The 18,261-nt window shown below is 61.0% G+C and carries 19 protein-coding genes; 16 read left to right on the top strand and 3 right to left on the bottom strand.

All coding sequences use genetic code 11. The features are described 5' to 3' along the window. Positions 1-17 precede the first annotated feature (17 nt). The 8 genes from QD357_RS28220 to QD357_RS28185 all read left to right on the top strand — a co-directional run bounded on the left by QD357_RS28220 (position 18) and on the right by QD357_RS28185 (position 5,894). Complete coding sequence (locus QD357_RS28220; RefSeq protein WP_107109586.1) at positions 18-338, top strand: YciI family protein; 321 nt, start codon at positions 18-20, stop codon at positions 336-338. Between the two features lie 32 nt (positions 339-370). After that, a complete protein-coding gene (gene odhB, locus QD357_RS28215) occupies positions 371-1,594 on the top strand; it encodes a 2-oxoglutarate dehydrogenase complex dihydrolipoyllysine-residue succinyltransferase (RefSeq protein WP_107109585.1) in 1,224 nt (407 codons plus the stop codon). A gap of 14 nt (positions 1,595-1,608) precedes the next feature. Next, entirely contained in the window at positions 1,609-1,851 is a 243-nt protein-coding gene (locus QD357_RS28210; RefSeq protein ID WP_245407520.1) for a hypothetical protein, read from the top strand. 20 nt (positions 1,852-1,871) lie between these two features. Then, the gene (locus QD357_RS28205) at positions 1,872-2,378 is read left to right on the top strand and encodes a hypothetical protein (RefSeq protein WP_107109929.1); all 507 of its coding nucleotides are present in this window, start codon (positions 1,872-1,874) and stop codon (positions 2,376-2,378) included. Further along, a complete protein-coding gene (locus QD357_RS28200) occupies positions 2,375-3,130 on the top strand; it encodes an SDR family oxidoreductase (protein ID WP_107109584.1) in 756 nt (251 codons plus the stop codon). The genes QD357_RS28205 and QD357_RS28200 overlap by 4 nt, the downstream gene beginning before the upstream one ends. Positions 3,131-3,148: 18 nt before the next feature. Then, positions 3,149-3,787 carry a LysE family translocator gene (locus QD357_RS28195; RefSeq protein ID WP_107109928.1) on the top strand — a complete coding sequence of 213 codons (639 nt, stop codon included), beginning with the start codon at positions 3,149-3,151 and terminating at the stop codon, positions 3,785-3,787. Positions 3,788-3,816: 29 nt separating this feature from the next. Beyond that, positions 3,817-5,223, top strand: a complete 1,407-nt coding sequence (lpdA, locus tag QD357_RS28190; protein WP_107109583.1) for a dihydrolipoyl dehydrogenase — start codon at positions 3,817-3,819, stop codon at positions 5,221-5,223. A gap of 158 nt (positions 5,224-5,381) precedes the next feature. Beyond that, positions 5,382-5,894, top strand: coding sequence for a DUF2867 domain-containing protein (locus QD357_RS28185; protein ID WP_107109582.1), 513 nt, complete (start codon positions 5,382-5,384; stop codon positions 5,892-5,894). Here QD357_RS28185 and QD357_RS28180 read toward each other — a convergent pair. Together QD357_RS28180 and QD357_RS28175 are read right to left on the bottom strand one after the other, a co-directional pair. Continuing rightward, on the bottom strand, positions 5,872-6,963 hold the full coding sequence (locus QD357_RS28180; protein ID WP_107109581.1) for a TraB/GumN family protein: 1,092 nt from the start codon (positions 6,961-6,963) through the stop codon (positions 5,872-5,874). The two genes, QD357_RS28185 and QD357_RS28180, sit on opposite strands and share 23 nt — an antisense overlap. Positions 6,964-7,093: 130 nt before the next feature. After that, positions 7,094-8,029: a tyrosine recombinase XerC gene (locus QD357_RS28175; RefSeq protein WP_107109580.1), complete on the bottom strand. Its 936-nt coding sequence runs from the start codon at positions 8,027-8,029 to the stop codon at positions 7,094-7,096. A 246-nt stretch (positions 8,030-8,275) separates the two neighbouring features. Here QD357_RS28175 and QD357_RS28170 point away from each other — a divergent pair, with 246 nt between their 5' ends. The 8 genes from QD357_RS28170 to QD357_RS28135 all read left to right on the top strand — a co-directional run bounded on the left by QD357_RS28170 (position 8,276) and on the right by QD357_RS28135 (position 17,260). Continuing rightward, positions 8,276-9,232 carry a GNAT family N-acetyltransferase gene (locus QD357_RS28170; protein WP_107109579.1) on the top strand — a complete coding sequence of 319 codons (957 nt, stop codon included), beginning with the start codon at positions 8,276-8,278 and terminating at the stop codon, positions 9,230-9,232. Between the two features lie 96 nt (positions 9,233-9,328). Beyond that, the gene (locus tag QD357_RS28165) at positions 9,329-11,560 is read left to right on the top strand and encodes a primosomal protein N' (RefSeq protein WP_107109578.1); all 2,232 of its coding nucleotides are present in this window, start codon (positions 9,329-9,331) and stop codon (positions 11,558-11,560) included. Positions 11,561-11,668: 108 nt separating this feature from the next. Beyond that, the gene (locus QD357_RS28160; protein ID WP_107109577.1) at positions 11,669-12,052 is read left to right on the top strand and encodes a DUF4345 family protein; all 384 of its coding nucleotides are present in this window, start codon (positions 11,669-11,671) and stop codon (positions 12,050-12,052) included. Between the two features lie 261 nt (positions 12,053-12,313). Then, the gene (locus QD357_RS28155) at positions 12,314-12,880 is read left to right on the top strand and encodes a F0F1 ATP synthase subunit delta (RefSeq protein WP_107109576.1); all 567 of its coding nucleotides are present in this window, start codon (positions 12,314-12,316) and stop codon (positions 12,878-12,880) included. After that, the gene (gene atpA, locus QD357_RS28150; protein ID WP_107109575.1) at positions 12,880-14,409 is read left to right on the top strand and encodes a F0F1 ATP synthase subunit alpha; all 1,530 of its coding nucleotides are present in this window, start codon (positions 12,880-12,882) and stop codon (positions 14,407-14,409) included. The genes QD357_RS28155 and atpA overlap by 1 nt, the downstream gene beginning before the upstream one ends. 29 nt (positions 14,410-14,438) lie before the next feature. Further along, on the top strand, positions 14,439-15,323 hold the full coding sequence (locus tag QD357_RS28145) for a F0F1 ATP synthase subunit gamma (RefSeq protein ID WP_107109574.1): 885 nt from the start codon (positions 14,439-14,441) through the stop codon (positions 15,321-15,323). Positions 15,324-15,346: 23 nt separating this feature from the next. Further along, positions 15,347-16,777 carry a F0F1 ATP synthase subunit beta gene (gene atpD / locus QD357_RS28140; protein WP_107109573.1) on the top strand — a complete coding sequence of 477 codons (1,431 nt, stop codon included), beginning with the start codon at positions 15,347-15,349 and terminating at the stop codon, positions 16,775-16,777. A 75-nt stretch (positions 16,778-16,852) separates the two neighbouring features. Then, positions 16,853-17,260 carry a F0F1 ATP synthase subunit epsilon gene (locus QD357_RS28135; RefSeq protein ID WP_107109572.1) on the top strand — a complete coding sequence of 136 codons (408 nt, stop codon included), beginning with the start codon at positions 16,853-16,855 and terminating at the stop codon, positions 17,258-17,260. A 75-nt stretch (positions 17,261-17,335) separates the two neighbouring features. Here QD357_RS28135 and QD357_RS28130 read toward each other — a convergent pair whose 3' ends face one another. Further along, on the bottom strand, positions 17,336-18,241 hold the full coding sequence (locus tag QD357_RS28130; protein ID WP_414125519.1) for a LysR substrate-binding domain-containing protein: 906 nt from the start codon (positions 18,239-18,241) through the stop codon (positions 17,336-17,338). Between the last annotated feature and the right edge of the window lie 20 nt (positions 18,242-18,261).

Raw genomic sequence — 18,261 nt, 5'->3', positions numbered from 1 at the left:
AGCGATAGGGGTGCGCGATGGCCTATTTTCATCTGAAACTCATGCCGCCGCGCCCCAGCTTCCCACATGACGCCACAGGGGAGGAGATGGCCGCCATGCAGCAACATGCCGCCTATTGGCGCGAACATGCGGATGCCGGAACGGCTGTAGTCGTCGGTCCGGTTTTCGCGGCCGACGGTGCTTTCGGCATGGCTGTCGTCGACGTGGAAGACGCCGATGCCGCCAAGGCGCTTGGTGATGCCGATCCCGTCCTTCTCGCCGGGCTCGGTTTCCGAATCGAAATCTCGCCAATGCCCTCGATCATTCTCCGGCCATCTGCCGCTGGAAATTCCATCTAAGTTTATAACGACGAAAAATCAGGATCTGAACAATGGCCACTGAAATCCGCGTTCCTACCCTCGGCGAATCCGTCAGCGAGGCGACCGTCGGCACCTGGTTCAAGAAGGTCGGCGATGCCATCAAGGCCGATGAGCCGATTCTCGAGCTGGAAACCGACAAGGTGACGATCGAAGTTCCCGCACCCGCAGCCGGCACGCTGTCCGAAATCGTTGTCCAGGCCGGTGAAACCGTCGGCCTCGGCGCGCTGCTCGGCCAGATCAGCGCCGGCAACGGCGCTGCGGCTGCTCCGGCCCAGGCTGCCGCACCGGCTGCTGCCGCCGCGCCGGCACCCGCTGCTCCGGTTGCCGCATCGGCTTCCGCCATGCCGCCGGCCCCTGCTGCCGCCAAGCTGCTTGCCGAAAGCAATCTCTCCGCCGATCAGGTCGATGGCAGCGGCAAGCGCGGCCAGGTCCTGAAGGGCGATGTCATTGCCGCTGTTGCCAAGGCTGCCTCGGCGCCTGCCGCCGCACCGGCTGCTCCGGTTGCCGCCCGTGCGCCGACCACCGTCGAAGATGCCGGCCGCGAAGAGCGGGTCAAGATGACCCGTCTGCGCCAGACGATCGCCAAGCGCCTCAAGGATGCGCAGAACACCGCCGCCATGCTCACCACCTATAACGAGGTGGACATGAAGGCCGTCATGGACCTGCGCAATAAGTACAAGGACATCTTCGAGAAGAAGCATGGCGTGAAGCTCGGCTTCATGGGCTTCTTCACCAAGGCCGTCACGCACGCCCTGAAGGAACTCCCGGCCGTCAACGCCGAGATCGACGGCACCGACATCATCTACAAGAACTACTGCCACATCGGCGTCGCCGTCGGCACGGACAAGGGTCTCGTGGTTCCGATCGTGCGCGATGCCGACCAGATGTCGATCGCCGAGATCGAGAAGGAAATCGGCCGCCTCGGCAAGGCAGCCCGTGACGGCCAGCTCTCCATGGCTGACATGCAGGGCGGCACCTTCACCATCTCCAACGGTGGTGTCTACGGCTCGTTGATGTCCTCGCCGATCCTGAATGCGCCGCAGTCGGGCATTCTCGGCATGCACAAGATCCAGGAACGTCCGGTCGCCATCGGCGGTCAGGTCGTTATCCGCCCGATGATGTATCTGGCGCTCTCCTACGATCACCGCATCGTCGACGGCAAGGAAGCCGTGACCTTCCTCGTGCGCGTCAAGGAAAGCCTGGAAGATCCGGAACGTCTGGTTCTCGATCTCTAAGGGAGCGCTGGCTCATGTCGAAATGGCCCATGCGGACGATGCGCGGACTCTTGTGCGCCGTCGCCGCGTGGATGCCATTTTCCGCTGTCGCGGATGATTTCGACGTAGTAAAGCTCAGCGGCAATTTCGATCTGGCGTCGCTGAGCGACGCCGATCCCACCGCCCGGTCGATCACCGTCTTCCATATGGGCGATGTCGAACGGACCTCCGGCCGCATTGTCGCCAGCGATCCTCTGGCCAAGCCGAGGGGGAAATAACCATGCCGACAAACCACGCGATGGCGCGATTGGCCCCCGTGCATTGGGCGATAATGGCGTTTACAGCCATTCCTACCCCCGCGCTGGCCGATGAATGCGTGCAGGAAAAAGCAGTCTACGGCGACATGGAGAATGCCTACGAGCTGCGTTTCGAGCCGATCGGTTCCGAGGCGGCGGCCGCCAGCAACAAGTTCAAATTTACTGTGCGCAATACGCCGATCGTGGCGGATGGTGTGGTGATGCGCTCGGATGATCAACTGCGCGCCAACGGCCTGATCATGTTCAACTGCCCGGAAGGCGATGTGACGGGCGCCGATCTGCGTGCCTGCACCGTCTGGCAGGGCATGATCTATGCCTCCGACGTGACGGGCAATATCAGCGTGTTGCCGGCGGAGGGTGCTGGCGCCGCAGCGCGGCTGGTCCTGCCGGCGCTCGGACCTTCGATCCGTGAATCCTCCATCTGGGGCAAAGGCAAAGCGACCGTCGCCCCCTGGGATGTCCTGACCTTGAAAGGATGCGGCGAATGACTGGCAAATCCCCTGTTCTTCTCGTCACCGGCGGCAGCCGCGGCATCGGGGCGGCGGTTTCGATTGCCGCTGCCCGGCAAGGCTGGGCCGTGGCCGTCAATTATGCCTCGAACAAAGCGGCCGCGGACACGGTCGTCACCGCGATCCGCGATGCCGGCGGGGAGGCAATTGTGATTGCTGGCGATGTCGGCTCGCCCGAGGACATCCGGTCGATTTTCTCGGTAGTCGACGGGCATTTCGGCCGGCTGGACGGCCTCGTCAACAATGCCGGCATCGTTGACCGTGTGCAGCGTCTGGATGAGATGACGCCGGAGCGGCTCGACCGGATGTTTCGCATCAACATCACCGGCTCGTTGCTTGCGGCTGCGGAAGCCATCCGCCGCATGTCCACCCGCCATGGCGGCAAGGGAGGCGCGATCGTCAATCTCTCGTCCGTCGCGGCCACGTTGGGCGGCGGCGGACAGTATGTCGATTATGCTGCGTCCAAGGGTGCGATCGATACGTTCACGGTCGGTCTGGCGCGAGAGGTGGCGGCTGAGGGCATAAGGGTGAACGCGGTGCGGCCGGGCATCATCGATACTGAAATTCACGCGGCTGCTGGCCTGCCCGATCGGGCGAGCGCGATCGCACCGCAACTGCCGATGAAGAGGGCGGGGACGGCGGAAGAAGTCGCTGACGCCATCCTCTACCTCTTAGGCCCCCAGGCATCCTATATAACGGGCGCCATCCTCGATGTGAGCGGCGGTCGTTGATCGGAAAGGGCAGTGATCATGCAATATGTGTTGGAATTCCTCGGCCTGATGGCGGTGTTTTCGATTTTCATCGTCGCACCGGGCGCTGATTTCGCTGTCATCCTGCGCCAGAGCATCGTGCATGGCCGCCGCGCGGCCGTCATGACCGGCCTCGGCATGGGCTTCTCGCTGCTCTTCCATATCAGCTACACCATTCTCGGTCTCGGCCTCATCGTTTCGAAATCGCTGATGCTCTTCAGCCTGATCAAATGGGCCGGCGTCCTTTATCTCGCCTATCTCGGCATCAAGTCCTTCCGGGAGCCGGGCTTCAAGGTGAAGGAGATCGAGATCGGCGAGGAGGACCGCAAGCCGGTTTCCATCTGGCGCTGCCTGGCGACGGGTTTCATCACCAACGCGCTCAATCCGAAGCCGGTGCTGTTTTTCCTGTCGCTGTTTTCGACGCTCGTGCATCACGACACGCCGGCGCTGATCCAGTTTTCCTATGGCATCGGCATGGCGACGGCACTCGTCGCCTGGTTTGCCGGCGTCTCCGTCTTCTTTACCGTCAAGCCGGTCCGCGATCGCTTCATCGCCAGCGGCAAATGGTTCAACCGCATCACCGGAGCGGCACTTGTCGGCTTCGGCATCCGCCTCGCATTGGCGCGGGCGGCTGACTAACAGAGTTACAAAACAAGGAAATTAAAACCATGTCCTACGATGTGATCATTATCGGAACCGGCCCTGGCGGCTACGTCTGCGCTATCAAGGCGGCGCAGCTCGGCCTCAAGGTGGCAGTCATCGAAAAGCGCACCACGTTCGGCGGCACCTGCCTCAATGTCGGTTGCATCCCGTCCAAGGCGCTGCTGCATGCCTCCGAAATGTTCCATCATGCCGGCCACGGCATGGACGCGCTCGGCATCGAAGTCGCAGCACCGACGCTCAATCTCTCGAAGATGATGGCGCACAAGGATGCGACGGTGAAGTCGAATGTCGACGGCGTCGCCTTCCTCTTCAAGAAGAACAAGATCGATGCCTTCCAGGGCACCGGTAAGATCGTCGCTGCCGGCAAGGTTTCCGTCACGGCCGATGACGGCAAGGTGACTGAGATCGAAGGCAAGAACATCGTCATCGCCACCGGCTCCGACGTTGCTGGCATTCCGGGCGTGTCCCTCGAAATCGATGAGAAGGTGATCATTTCGTCCACCGGCGGCATCGCGCTCGACAAGGTGCCGGCCAACATGATCGTCGTCGGCGGCGGCGTCATCGGCCTCGAACTCGGCTCGGTCTGGTCGCGCCTCGGCGCCAAGGTCACCGTCGTCGAATATCTCGACACGATTCTCGGCGGCATGGACGGCGAAGTTTCGAAACAGTTCCAGCGTATGCTGGCCAAGCAGGGCGTCGACTTCCATCTCAGTGCGAAGGTCACCGGCGTCGAGAAGGTCGGCAACGGCGCCAAGGTCACCTTCGAGCCGGTCAAGGGCGGCGACAAGGTGGTGCTCGATGCCGATGTCGTGCTGGTGTCGACCGGCCGCAAGCCGTACACGGCCGGTCTCGGCCTGGAAGAGGCGGGCGTTGCCCTCGACGCCAGAGGCCGCGTCGAGATTGATGGCCACTTCAAGACCAATGTCGCCGGCATCTATGCCATCGGCGATGTGGTGAAGGGCCCGATGCTGGCGCACAAGGCGGAAGACGAGGGCGTGGCGCTCGCCGAAATCCTCGCCGGCCAGGCAGGCCACGTGAACTACGACGTCATTCCGAGCGTGGTCTACACGCAGCCGGAAGTCGCCTCCGTCGGCAAGACCGAGGAAGAGCTGAAGGCCGCGGGTATTGCCTACAAGGTCGGCAAATTCCCCTTCACCGCCAACGGCCGCGCCCGCGCGATGCTCGCGACGGATGGCTTCGTCAAGATCCTGGCGGACAAGGAGACCGATCGCGTTCTCGGCGGCCACATCGTCGGCTTCGGCGCTGGCGAAATGATCCACGAGATTGCGGTGCTGATGGAATTCGGCGGCTCGTCGGAAGATCTCGGCCGCACCTGCCATGCGCATCCGACCATGTCGGAAGCCGTGAAGGAAGCCGCCCTCGCGACCTTCTTCAAGCCGATCCATATGTAAATTATAGAGACGTATCCTTTGATGTGAGCGGCGGCGGTGATGACGGCCGCCGTTTCCTTTTGCGGGCTGTCGTGAGCGAATTGCCGCAGCCGTCGTTTGTATGTCTGGCTATACGTTGGCTATGCTACTTTGCAGAGAGTGAAACAGCAGACGACAAAATGCCGACAAAGCCCATAATGGTTAAACCACATATGCCGCATCCCGCATTGCCGGGCGCGGACTGGGCTGATTGTTACGAGCTACAGGTACAGGAATCGGATTTTACGGCAGTCGCTGCAGCGCGCACGATGTTCTGCAATTTTCCTTTTTGGGTGCGGTCGCTGCTGAAGCTGCGCGATACGGTCGTCAGTGTCTTCGGCCTGAAATCTACGGGACATCACTCCCTAAATACGTCGGAGACAATCGGCTTCTTTCCGATCGTCAGCAAATCAGAGAACCAAGTTGTTCTCGGCTTCGACGACAAGCACCTTGATTTCCGTGTCGTAATCGATGTGCGGGATGATGGTCAGGGGCGTCGACTCATCGATATAACGACGCTCGTGAAACGGAAAATCTTGCTCGGCCAGATCTATATCGCTGTGATCACGCCGTTCCATCGGTTGATTGTCGAGACAGTGCTGACTGACTTCGGCAAACGAATGGGCGCGCTCAATTCACCGCCGTTACCGTGAAACCCTGCTTGCGCAGCAACTCGACAAGACCCTGATCGCCCACGAGATGCAGCGCACCGACGGCGATGAAGGTGTTGCCCTTGGCGAGGATGGGTGCGGCGCGCTCCACCATGACCTTGTTGCGGTCGAGGATGATGCGTTGTTCGAAGGCGGCGGTATCATCCTCGGACAAATTCTGGTCCGGCACGATATTCTTCAGCATCGGTATCATCGCGCCGATATTGCCGGCGAGATAGAGGTCGGTCATGGTTTCGTTGACGTCGTTGATCTTATCGCCGAGTTCCAACGTCTGAATGAGTGATTTCAGGTGCAGTTCGATCGGCAGATCGCTCATCGCCTTGGCCTGTTCGGCCAATGTTTCCAGGCCTTTTACTTGCCTCCCGCTAGCGGCCGCATCGCTCGCAAGCTTCTGATCGAGGAACTTCATGCCGGTCGCCTTGCGGCGGACTTCGCAGCTTGTCATTTCGAAGGAACTTGAGATCAACCAGGGTTGCATGTGGGCGACGGCGGCGAGCGGCACGCCGCGCTCCTTGAGGCCCGCTTCCAGCTTGGCATTCTCTTCGGGCGACAGATGCTGGCTGATGGTCGAGCCATCGGTCAGCATGGTCAAAGACGGATTGACGAAGAGCGCTGCCGCCGCTTTTTTATCGTCAAGGATTTCGTCGGATTCGACGACGATCGTATCGGCCGCGGCACTTGCTTCGGCTACACCCTTCGGCATGGTCAGCACGCGCGCGTCGCTGACATGCATGGTGCCGAGCAACCAGGAGGGTTTCAGGTCGGGCTTTTCGATCTTCCAGAAAATGCTTTTGCCGTTCGCCACCTTGTCACCCTCGGCGAGGATCGAGGCATATTTCGCGGGATCGCTTTTCTGCAGTTCAGCCATCAGATCCTTGCCGCCGCAGCTATCGGATGCCGTCTCGTCGGCATGCGCCGGCTGCAAGCTGAGTATGGTTGTGATCAACAGAGCTGCCAGCATCAACGGAAAGGCTGCGGCGAGCCAAAGGAGAAGGTCGCCGATTGCCGGTTTCATCGACCGCATCGTCTTAGGTTCGAGGGCAGAAATCATCTAAACCTTCCGCTGGCAGAGGGCATGACTCGTAAAGCGCGAACGTGGTTTTCGCGAGACATGCGGATACATGCTTCTGCTCTATCCGCCTGAGACGCATATTCCCTTAACGCGAGAGGTTAACGCTTTCTTATGCTCGCGGATGAGCCCGATCATAGACTTCCAGCAGCCGTGATGAATCGACGCCAGTATAGACCTGCGTCGTCGAAAGGCTGGCATGGCCGAGCAATTCCTGGATCGTGCGCAGGTCACCGCCACCTGCGAGCAGATGCGTGGCGAAAGAATGGCGCAGCGCATGCGGCGTTGCCGTGTCCGGCAGCCCGAAGGCGCTGCGCAGCTTCTGCATGCCGCGCTGGATGATGCCCTGCTGCAACTTGCCGCCGCGCGCGCCGCGAAAGAGCGGACTAGCTACGTCGAGATGATAGGGGCAAAGCGCGCGGTATTTTTCCACCGCTTCGACGACGATGGGCAACAGCGGCACCAGCCGGGTCTTGTTGCCCTTGCCGGTGACGCGCAGCGCGGTCGCGCCGGGGCGCACGTCTTCTGGCGTCAAATCCAATGCTTCGGAGATGCGCAGGCCGCAGCCATAGAGCAGGGTCAGCACGGCCGTATCGCGCGCGGCGATCCAAGGCTCGTCGTGCATCTGCGCCTCGTCGCTGACAACGGTGATCGCCTGGGTATCCGACAGTGGCTTCGGCAGCGATTTCGGTTGTTTCGGCGACCGCACCGCTGCCGCGCCGGCCGCATTCACCAGCCCCTTCTTTTCGAGATAGCGCAGCAGCGACCGAAGACCGGCCAGGTTGCGCCCGAGCGAACGCGCGCCGGCGCCATCCTTGCGGCGGGCGGCCAGAAAACCGCGGAAGTCGGCGGGGCGCAACGCATGGATGTCCTTGATCGTCGCCGGGCCGCCGAGATGGCCGGTCAGAAAGGTCAGGAATTGCCGGGTATCGCGCTCGTAGGCATCCAGCGTATGGGCGGAAAGCCGCCGCTCCTCACCGAGCGTTTCCAGCCATCGGCTGCGCTCGGTCATCAACTCAGGATCGGCGATAATCAGCAACTCGTTCAGTGGAAAACCCCTTGAAATTCAAATTCCTTCTGCCACTTTGAAGGAGGGAAGGTTATGGAATCGCTAACATTCCTACTGTGCCGTGCCTCTCCTTTGTGTATGGAAAGATCGCAGTAGAACTTTTCAACTGCGTATAAGCTGTTTCTTAAATCAAAATCGATTTAGGCGGTTATACGCGAGGCGCTTTGTCATGCTTCGATCATATTCGATTGCAATAGAGTATAACCCAACCATTCAGGGCATTTCATGGCACGTCGCGGTTCGATAACTGCACTGGGACAACTTGCAGAAGCGATCGCTTTGGTGTCCCAGGGCCAGCCCGGACATATTGTCGATACGCTGATCGCCGAACGCGGTCAGAAGATCGTTCGCAACCCGCTTTGGCCGTTGATGCGGCCCTTTCTCTACACGCTGCTGCGCTACAACAAGGCGATCGAATTCGCCGACGATATCGCCAATCTGCCGGGTTTCCAGTGCTTCGAATATATGAGCGATCTGCTGCGGCTTGATATCGGGGTGACCTATGCCGAGCGCATCCCGGCTTCCGGCGGCTTCATCCTCGTCAGCAACCACCCGACCGGCATTGCCGATGGTGTCGCCGTTTTCGATCTTCTGAAGACGCGCCGGCCCGATATGATGGTTTTCGCCAATCGCGACGCCGTCCGCGTCAATCCGCGATTCGCCGAGATGATCATTCCGGTCGAATGGCGTGAGGAATATAAGAGCAAGCCGAAGACGCGCGAGACGCTGCAGCTCACCAATCGCGCCGTTGCCGAGGGCAAGGTCACCGTGCTCTTCCCCTCCGGCCGCATCGCCTATTGGGCTAACGGCAAGTTGAACGAGCGGCCATGGAAGACGTCGGCTGTCGGGCTGGCGCGCAAGTATAATCTGCCGATCCTGCCCGTGCATCTGACGGCGCGCAATTCCGGCCTGTTCTATTGGTTCGCCAAATGGTCGACCGAGCTGCGTGACATGACGGTGTTCCATGAACTCCTCAACAAGCGCGATGACCGCTTCGATTTCCTGATCGGCAATCTCATCCCCGTCGAGCATCTGGACGGCGACGTCAACGAAGTGACGAAGGCGCTGGAGAAGCACACGGTGTTCGATCTGGCGGCGGACGGAAACGCGACTTTCACGCCAATCGGTCCTCCGGTTGCGGTCGAGGATACGGCCGCGGTCGTCGCCGAACATTCCGTTTGACGGCTGTCGGCAGTTCATTGAAGCGTCTTTCGGACGATACCTGCCGAACCACTCCCGGGTTTCCTTTTATCGCCGCTCGGGGCATGGTCTGGCGCGATGACTAAAGATTCGTCCGATCTGTTCGGTGCGCTGTTTGAAGCCGCGCCCGCAAACTTGACCATGAGCCGCACGGTCCCGGTTCTGGTGCCGATGCCGGCGCCGAAGCCCTATTCCTATGCGGTGCCGGAAGGCATGGCGGTCGAGCCCGGCTCGGTCGTGCAGGTGCCGCTTGGGCCGAGGCAGGTGATCGGCGTCGTCTGGGACGGCGGTGACGAGGGCGGCGTCGATCCGAAGAAGCTGCGGCCGATCAGCCATGTCTTCGATTGCCCGCCGCTCAACAGGGAGATGCGCGATTTCATCGACTGGGTGGCCGCCTATACGCTGTCACCGCCGGGGCTGGTGGCGCGCATGGCGCTGCGTGCACCCGCAGCCTTCGATCCCGAACCGATGATCGAGGGCTTGCGTTTTATCGGCGGCACGCCGGAGCGGCTGACACCGGCCCGCGCCCGGGTCATGGAGACGGCAAATGACGGCCTGTCATGGACGCGCAGCGGGCTGGCGCATGCTGCCGGGGTTTCGACCAGCGTCATCGACGGGCTGATCACGCAGGGTATTTTCGAAACCGTATTCCTGCCGCCGCCGCCGGTCGTGGCGAGGCCAGATCCGGATTACATCGCCTCGCGGCTCGAAGGCCCGCAGCGCGAAGCGGCCGATGAAATCCTTGCCGAGGTGCGCAAGGGCGAGTTTGCCGTTTCGCTGATTGATGGCGTCACCGGCTCGGGCAAGACCGAGGTCTATTTCGAGGCGATCGCCGAGACGCTGAAGCGCGGCAAGCAGGTGCTGATCCTGCTGCCGGAAATCGCACTGACCGCCAGTTTTCTCGAGCGCTTCCAGGATCGTTTCGGCGCCAAGCCGGCCGAGTGGCATTCGGATCTGGCGCCGCGCATGCGCGAAAAAGTCTGGCGGCAAGCCGTGACCGGTGAGGTGCGCGTTGTGGCCGGCGCGCGCTCGGCGCTGTTCCTGCCCTTCGAAGAGCTGGGCTTGATCATCGTCGATGAAGAGCATGATCCCGCCTACAAGCAGGAGGATCGCGTCTATTACAATGCCCGCGACATGGCGGTCGTGCGTGGCCGGATCGGCGATTTTCCGGTGGTGCTGGTGTCGGCGACACCTTCGGTCGAGAGTCAGGTCAACGGCCAGAGCGGGCGCTACAGCACCATCCATCTGCCGACCCGCTTCGGGGATGCAGCTCTTCCGGACCTGCATCTGATCGACATGCGCCGGCATGCGCCGGAGCGCGGCGGTTTCCTCTCGCCGTTGCTGATCCGGGCGATCGGCAAGACAGTGGAGAAGGGCCAGCAGTCGCTGTTGTTCCTCAACAGGCGCGGCTATGCGCCGTTGACGCTCTGCCGTGTCTGCGGGCACCGCTTCCAATGTCCGCAATGTTCGAGCTGGCTGGTGGAACACCGTTTCCGTGGCCAGATCCAATGCCATCAATGCGGCTATGCCGAACGGACACCCGAGGCCTGCCCGGAATGCGGCACGCTCGACCATCTCGTCGCCTGCGGGCCGGGCGTCGAGCGCATTGCGGAGGAGGTCGAGCGGCATTTTCCCGAAGCGCGGACGATCGTGCTCTCCTCCGATATCATGGGCGGCGTCAAGCGGCTGCGGCTGGAACTTGAGGCTATTGCCAAGGGCGAGGCGGATATCGTCATCGGCACGCAGCTCGTCGCCAAGGGCCATAATTTCCCGCTGATGACGCTGGTCGGCATCGTCGACGCCGATCTCGGCCTTGCCAACGGCGATCCGCGTGCCGCCGAGCGGACATTCCAGCTTCTGTCGCAGGTGACCGGCCGCGCTGGGCGAACCGGCCTCAAGAGCCATGGCTTGTTGCAGACCTATCAGCCGCAGCACCCCGTCATGCAGGCGATCGTCTCCGGCGATGCCAGCGCCTTTTATGAGCGCGAGATTTCGGAGCGCGAAAGAGCCATATTGCCGCCCTTCGGCCGGCTCGCCTCGATCATCGTCTCGGCTGATACTCGGCAGGATGCCGAGACCCATGCACGCGGCATGCGCAACGCGGCGCCGCAGGTGCAGGGCATATCGGTGCTCGGGCCAGCCGAAGCGCCGCTCGCCCTGGTGCGCGGCCGCCACCGCTTCCGCCTGCTCGTGCATGGACGGCGCAACTCGGACATGCAGGGATTCCTGCGCGCTTTGCTGACACAATCTCCGAAGGAGCGCGGCTCCGTGCAGGTGCAACTCGACATCGATCCACAGAGTTTCCTGTAGTTTGGTGAAACGGCGCCTTCCCGGCGTCTTCCCCTGTTTCGCCTGTTCATGCCATAAGTCGGCCTGTTGATATGATTGATTTGGTTTAGGTTGATTTGGGGACGACCGATGGAGCTTTATTTTCCGACAGATCTCGGCGAGCAGCTTGCCTATTGCTCGGCGGCGTTTACGGCGCTCATCGGCTTCCTCGCGATGTTCGCGCCCGGCTACACCTATCGTTTCCTTAAGCTGCAGGTGCGGGAAGGGCGGCCGGAAGCCTATGCCGAGGGGCGTGCGACCGGCGGCTTCTATCTGGGCTTCGGGCTGGTTGCGATTCTGCTCGCCCAGCCGATGGTCTATCTGGCGCTCGGGGCGTCGTTTGCCGTTGCGGCCTTCGGCCGCATTCTCTCGATCATGTCGGATCGCGGAAGCTTTCTTTTGAATATTGCACTTCTGGTTGTGCAAGCGGTTTTGGCGGCTCTACCGCTTCTTTATGGCTTGGGCTATATTTGAGCGAAAATGCTCTCGCTTCGGCTGCTAATGCCTGCGCTATCCCCATAGTTTTGAATTTTTGCCACCATAAATTCACCCGAATAGCGTATTCGGCGATTACGCGTGTTGCGAGTCTCAATATCCTATGTTAGACGAACCCCGAATTTCGGATGAGGTAGGGGGAAGCTCCTGCTGATTTCTGGGGGAAATCAAAACGAATTCAAGAACATGTGACTTCCGTCTCTCGGAAGCCGGATTCTTGGGTTGAAATCAGGGAATTTTGTGCCCGTGGCAGACACATCCCAGCATATTTCTGGTGTTGCAGAACGATATGCCTCGTCATTGTTCGAGCTGGCCCTCGAGGAGGGTGCCGTCCCGGCCGTGACCGCCGATCTCGATCGGTTCCAAGCCATGCTGGACGACAGCGATGATCTGAAGCGTTTCGTCTCGAGCCCGGTCTTTTCGGCTGAAGAGCAGGTCGGTGCCGTGCAGGCGCTGGCGACCAAGGCCGGCTTCGGCAATTACGTCACCAATTTCCTCAAGGTCGTGGCAGGCAACCGGCGCCTTTTTGCGCTGCCGGGCATGATCAAGGCTTTCCGTATTATTGCCGCGCAGCATCGCGGTGAAGTTTCCGCCGAGATCACCTCGGCGCATGCCCTGACCCCGGCGCAGGAAGATGAATTGAAGGCGGCGCTGAAGGGCGTCACCGGCAAGGATGTGGCGATCGCCGTCACCGTCGATCCGTCGATTCTCGGTGGCCTGATCGTCAAGGTCGGCTCCCGCCAGATCGATACGTCCCTTCGCACCAAACTCTCCACCCTTAAGCTTGCATTGAAAGAGGTCGGCTGATGGATATCCGCGCCGCGGAAATTTCCGCAATTCTGAAAGATCAGATCAAAAACTTCGGCAAGGAAGCTGAAGTCTCCGAAGTCGGCCAGGTTCTCTCCGTCGGTGACGGTATCGCCCGCGTCTACGGTCTGGACAACGTTCAGGCCGGCGAAATGGTCGAATTCCCCGGCGGCATCCGCGGCATGGCGCTGAACCTCGAATCCGACAACGTCGGCGTGGTTATCTTCGGTTCCGACCGTGACATCAAAGAAGGCGACACCGTCAAGCGCACCGGCGCGATCGTTGATGTTCCGGTTGGTCCGGAACTTCTCGGCCGCGTTGTCGACGCGCTCGGCAACCCCATCGACGGCAAGGGCCCGATCAACGCGACCCGCCGCGCTCGCGTCGACGTCAAGGCTCCAGGCATCATTCCGCGCAAGTCGGTTCATGAGCCGATGTCGACCGGCCTGAAGGCTATCGACGCTCTGATCCCGGTCGGCCGCGGCCAGCGCGAGCTTGTCATCGGCGACCGCCAGACCGGCAAGACCGCCATCATTCTCGACACGATCTTGAATCAGAAGGCCATCCACGATGCCGGTCCGGACAGCGAAAAGCTGTACTGCGTCTACGTCGCTATCGGCCAGAAGCGTTCGACCGTCGCTCAGTTCGTCAAGGTGCTCGAAGAGCGCGGTGCGCTGAAGTACTCGATCATCGTTGCCGCAACGGCCTCCGATCCGGCCCCGATGCAGTACCTGGCGCCGTTCGCCGGTTGCGCCATGGGCGAATATTTCCGTGACAACGGCATGCATGCCCTGATCGGCTATGACGACCTGTCGAAGCAGGCCGTTTCCTATCGTCAGATGTCGCTGCTGCTGCGCCGCCCGCCGGGCCGCGAAGCCTATCCGGGCGACGTTTTCTACCTGCACTCGCGCCTCCTCGAGCGCGCTGCCAAGATGAACGATGAACAGGGCGCCGGTTCGCTGACTGCTCTGCCGGTCATCGAAACGCAGGGTAACGACGTTTCGGCGTTCATTCCGACCAACGTGATTTCGATCACCGACGGCCAGATCTTCCTCGAAACCGACCTGTTCTACCAGGGTATTCGTCCGGCCGTTAACGTCGGTCTGTCGGTTTCGCGCGTCGGTTCGTCCGCACAGATCAAGGCGATGAAGCAGGTTGCCGGCTCGATTAAGGGCGAACTCGCCCAGTATCGCGAAATGGCCGCCTTCGCTCAGTTCGGTTCGGACCTCGATGCCGCAACGCAGCGCCTGCTGAACCGCGGCGCCCGTCTGACCGAGCTCCTGAAGCAGCCGCAGTTCGCGCCGCTGAAGACGGAAGAGCAGGTCGCGGTGATCTTTGCCGGCGTCAATGGCTATCTCGACAAGATCGCAGTTGCGCAGATCGGCAAGTTCGAGCAGGGCCTGCTTTCCTACCTGCGGTCGGAAGGCAAGGACATCCTCGACGCGATCCGCACCGAAAAGGCCATCAGCGACGCGACCAAGGGCAAGCTCATCGCTGCTCTCGACAGCTACGCCAAGTCTTTCGCCTGATCGGGCCTCACTTCTAGGACGGATACCGGATGCCTTCACTTAAGGATCTGAAAAACCGGATCGCCTCCGTCAAGGCGACGCAGAAGATCACCAAGGCGATGAAAATGGTCGCCGCGGCGAAGCTTCGGCGCGCCCAGGAGGCGGCGGAGGCCGCACGGCCCTATTCACAGCGCATGAGCGCCGTTCTCGCCAACATCACGGCTGCTGTCAGCGACGCTGACGGCGCGCCGCCGCTGATGACTGGCACCGGCAAGAGCGATGTACATTTGCTCGTCGTCTGCTCGGCTGAACGCGGCCTTTGCGGCGGTTTCAACTCGCAGATCGCGCGTTTTGCCCGCGATCATGTCCGCAAGCTGATCGCCGAAGGCAAGACCGTGAAGATCTTCACGGTTGGCAAGAAGGGCTACGACATTCTGCGTCGTGAGTTCTCTTCGCTGATCGTCGAGCGCAAGGAACTGCGCGACGTCAAGCGCATTGGCTTCGACAATGCCGATGCCATCGGCAAGCGCGTCATCGAGATGTTCGAAGGCGGCGAGTTCGACGTCTGCACGCTGTTCTATTCCGAGTTCAAGTCGGTCATCAGCCAGGTGCCGACGGCGCAGCAGCTCATTCCGGCTTCGGCCCCGGCTGTTGTCGAAGAAGATACCGCTCATAAGGGCGCCATTTACGAATACGAGCCGGATGCGGCTTCGATCCTCGCGGACCTGATCCCGCGCAATATCTCCGTTCAGATCTTCCGCGCGTTGCTCGAAAACGTCGCCGGCGAGATGGGCGCCAAGATGAGCGCGATGGACAATGCGACGCGCAATGCTGGTGAGATGATCAACAAGCTGACGCTGAACTACAACCGTCAGCGCCAGGCACAGATCACCAAGGAACTGATTGAAATCATTTCGGGCGCGGAAGCGCTCTGAGGTTAGGGAAAGAGGGTAAGAATATGGCTGACGCAGCTATGGCCGCAGTTTCGGTCGGCAAGGTTACGCAGGTTATCGGCGCCGTCGTGGACGTTTCTTTCGATGGCGATCTGCCGAAGATCCTGAATGCTCTCGAAACCGACAACAACGGCAACCGCCTTGTTCTGGAAGTCGCACAGCACCTGGGTGAAAACTCGGTCCGCACGATCGCCATGGACTCGACCGAAGGTCTGGTTCGTGGTCAGTCCGTTTCCGACACCGGCGCGCCGATCTCGGTTCCGGTTGGCCACGAAACGCTCGGCCGTATCATGAACGTCATCGGTGAGCCGGTCGACGAAGCCGGTCCGCTGAACACCACTCGTAAGCGCGCCATCCACCAGGACGCTCCGTCTTACGTCGAGCAGTCCACGGAAGGCCAGATCCTGGTTACCGGCATCAAGGTCGTCGACCTGCTCGCTCCTTACGCAAAGGGCGGCAAGATCGGCCTGTTCGGCGGCGCCGGCGTCGGCAAGACCGTTCTCATCATGGAGCTGATCAACAACGTCGCCAAGGCGCACGGTGGTTACTCGGTCTTTGCAGGCGTGGGTGAACGTACCCGCGAAGGCAACGACCTTTACCACGAAATGATCGAATCGGGCGTCAACAAGCATGGCGGCGGCGAAGGCTCCAAGGCTGCGCTCGTCTATGGCCAGATGAACGAACCGCCGGGTGCCCGCGCTCGCGTCGCTCTGACCGGTCTGACCGTTGCTGAAAACTTCCGCGATGAAGGCCAGGACGTTCTGTTCTTCGTCGACAACATCTTCCGCTTCACGCAGGCTGGTTCGGAAGTGTCGGCTCTGCTCGGCCGTATTCCTTCGGCCGTGGGCTATCAGCCGACGCTCGCAACCGACATGGGCCAGATGCAGGAACGCATCACCACGACGACGACGGGCTCGATCACCTCGGTTCAGGCCATTTACGTTCCGGCCGACGACTTGACCGACCCGGCACCGGCAACCTCGTTCGCCCACCTGGACGCAACGACGGTTCTGTCGCGCTCGATCGCTGAAAAGGGTATCTACCCGGCTGTCGACCCGCTCGACTCCACCTCGCGCATGCTCGACCCGATGGTCGTCGGCGAAGAGCACTACGAAATTGCTCGTAAGGTTCAGTCGACGCTGCAGCGCTACAAGGCCCTGCAGGACATCATCGCCATCCTCGGCATGGACGAACTCTCCGAAGACGACAAGCTGGCTGTTGCCCGCGCCCGCAAGATCGAGCGCTTCCTGTCGCAGCCGTTCTTCGTTGCCGAAGTCTTCACCGGTTCGCCGGGCAAGCTCGTTGCGCTCGAAGACACGATCAAGGGCTTCAAGGGCCTCGTCAACGGCGAATACGACCATCTGCCGGAAGCTGCTTTCTACATGGTTGGCTCGATCGAAGAAGCGATCGAAAAGGCCAAGAAGCTGGCTGCCTAATAGAGCCGATCGAACGGCGCGCGAAGTTTCGTGCGCCGTTGCCTTGAAATAAAGACAATCGAGAAGTGACCGGTCATGCCTGACAATTTCAATTTCGAACTGGTGTCTCCGGAGCGTCTGCTCCTGTCGGAGCAGGTTGTTGATGTCGTCATTCCCGCCAGCGAAGGCGAAATGACCGTCATGGCTCATCATGCTCCGACGATGACGACGATCAAGCCGGGCGTCGTCAAGGTGCATGCAGCATCGGGTAAGAAGCAGGACTACGTCGTGTTCGGCGGCTTCGCCGACATCCTGCCGACCGGCTGCACGCTGCTTGCGGAATCCGCAATTCCGGTCGAAGACCTGAGACAGGACGAGTTGACGCGTCGTATCGATCTCGCCAGGGCAGAACTCGAAGATGCCGAACATCACGAGCACAAGTCGCGCCTTGAGCATTACATCATGGAAATGACGCGGCTGCGCGGCGCAATCGGGCAAGATTGATCCGGTACCTAGTCTTAGGTTTCGAATGAGAGCGGCCTTTCGGGGCCGCTTTTTTGTTGCGCGGCTTGGTCTCTATCAGCCCTGATAGCCGCCCAGCAGATGCCGATGCAACTGACCCGCTTCCGGCGAGAGGGCGCGGAAGCGCGGTGCGCCGAGATAATAACCGAAGCCGCTTTCGACCCGGTCATTGCCGATCGTAACCAGTGCGCCAGAGCGCAGGTGCTCTTCGATAAGCCCGAGGCTGCCGAGCGCGATGCCTTCGCCGCGCAAGGCCGCCTCGACCGCCATGATATAGGTGGAGAAAGACAGCCGCGGTCGCGGCAGTTTGCCCTTCGGTGGATTGCCGATACGACCGAACCATTGGCGGAAGCTGATCCAGTGGGCGTTGAAACGCTCGTAGTCGATCAGATCCAACGCGGCGATATCGGCCGATGTCAACGCCTGCGGCTCCAGACCGCGACTGGCCAGATAATCCGGCGAGGCAATCGGCACCAGCACTTCCTTCATCAGCAGCGTCAGGTTCCAGCGCGGATGCTCACCAGTGGAATAGAGAATGACGAGGTCATTGGTCTCCGAGGCAAGTTCCGAGGGTGAGTCCGTCGTCAGCAGGCGGACGGAAATGCCGGGGCTCTCCTTGCCGAAATCCTTGAGCCGCTGTCCGAGCCAGAGATGCGAGACAGAACCGCTGGCGGCGATCGAAATGATCTCGCCCGTGCCTGCGCGGAAAGGCTCCAGGCTCTCTTCAAGATATTCGAGTGTCGCCCGCACGCGCTGGAACAGTCGCTCGCCATCCGGCGTCAGCGCCAGGTTGCGGCCGCGCCGGGTAAAGAGCGCGGCGCCCAGGTGATCCTCCAATCCCTTGATGCGCCGGCTGACGGCCGCCTGGGTAATGTTCAACTCGCGGCCGGCGCGGGAAAAGTTCATGGCGCGGGCTGCGGCGTCGAACACGCGGAAGGCCTCCAGCGGTATCTTTTMGAGCATCACTCCTCCATAACTTCAGA

It is taken from the genome of Rhizobium sp. BR 317 (genome assembly GCF_047445835.1).
In the GTDB taxonomy this organism is placed as follows: domain Bacteria; phylum Pseudomonadota; class Alphaproteobacteria; order Rhizobiales; family Rhizobiaceae; genus Rhizobium; species Rhizobium paranaense.
This window is presented reverse-complemented; position numbering and strand designations above follow the sequence as displayed.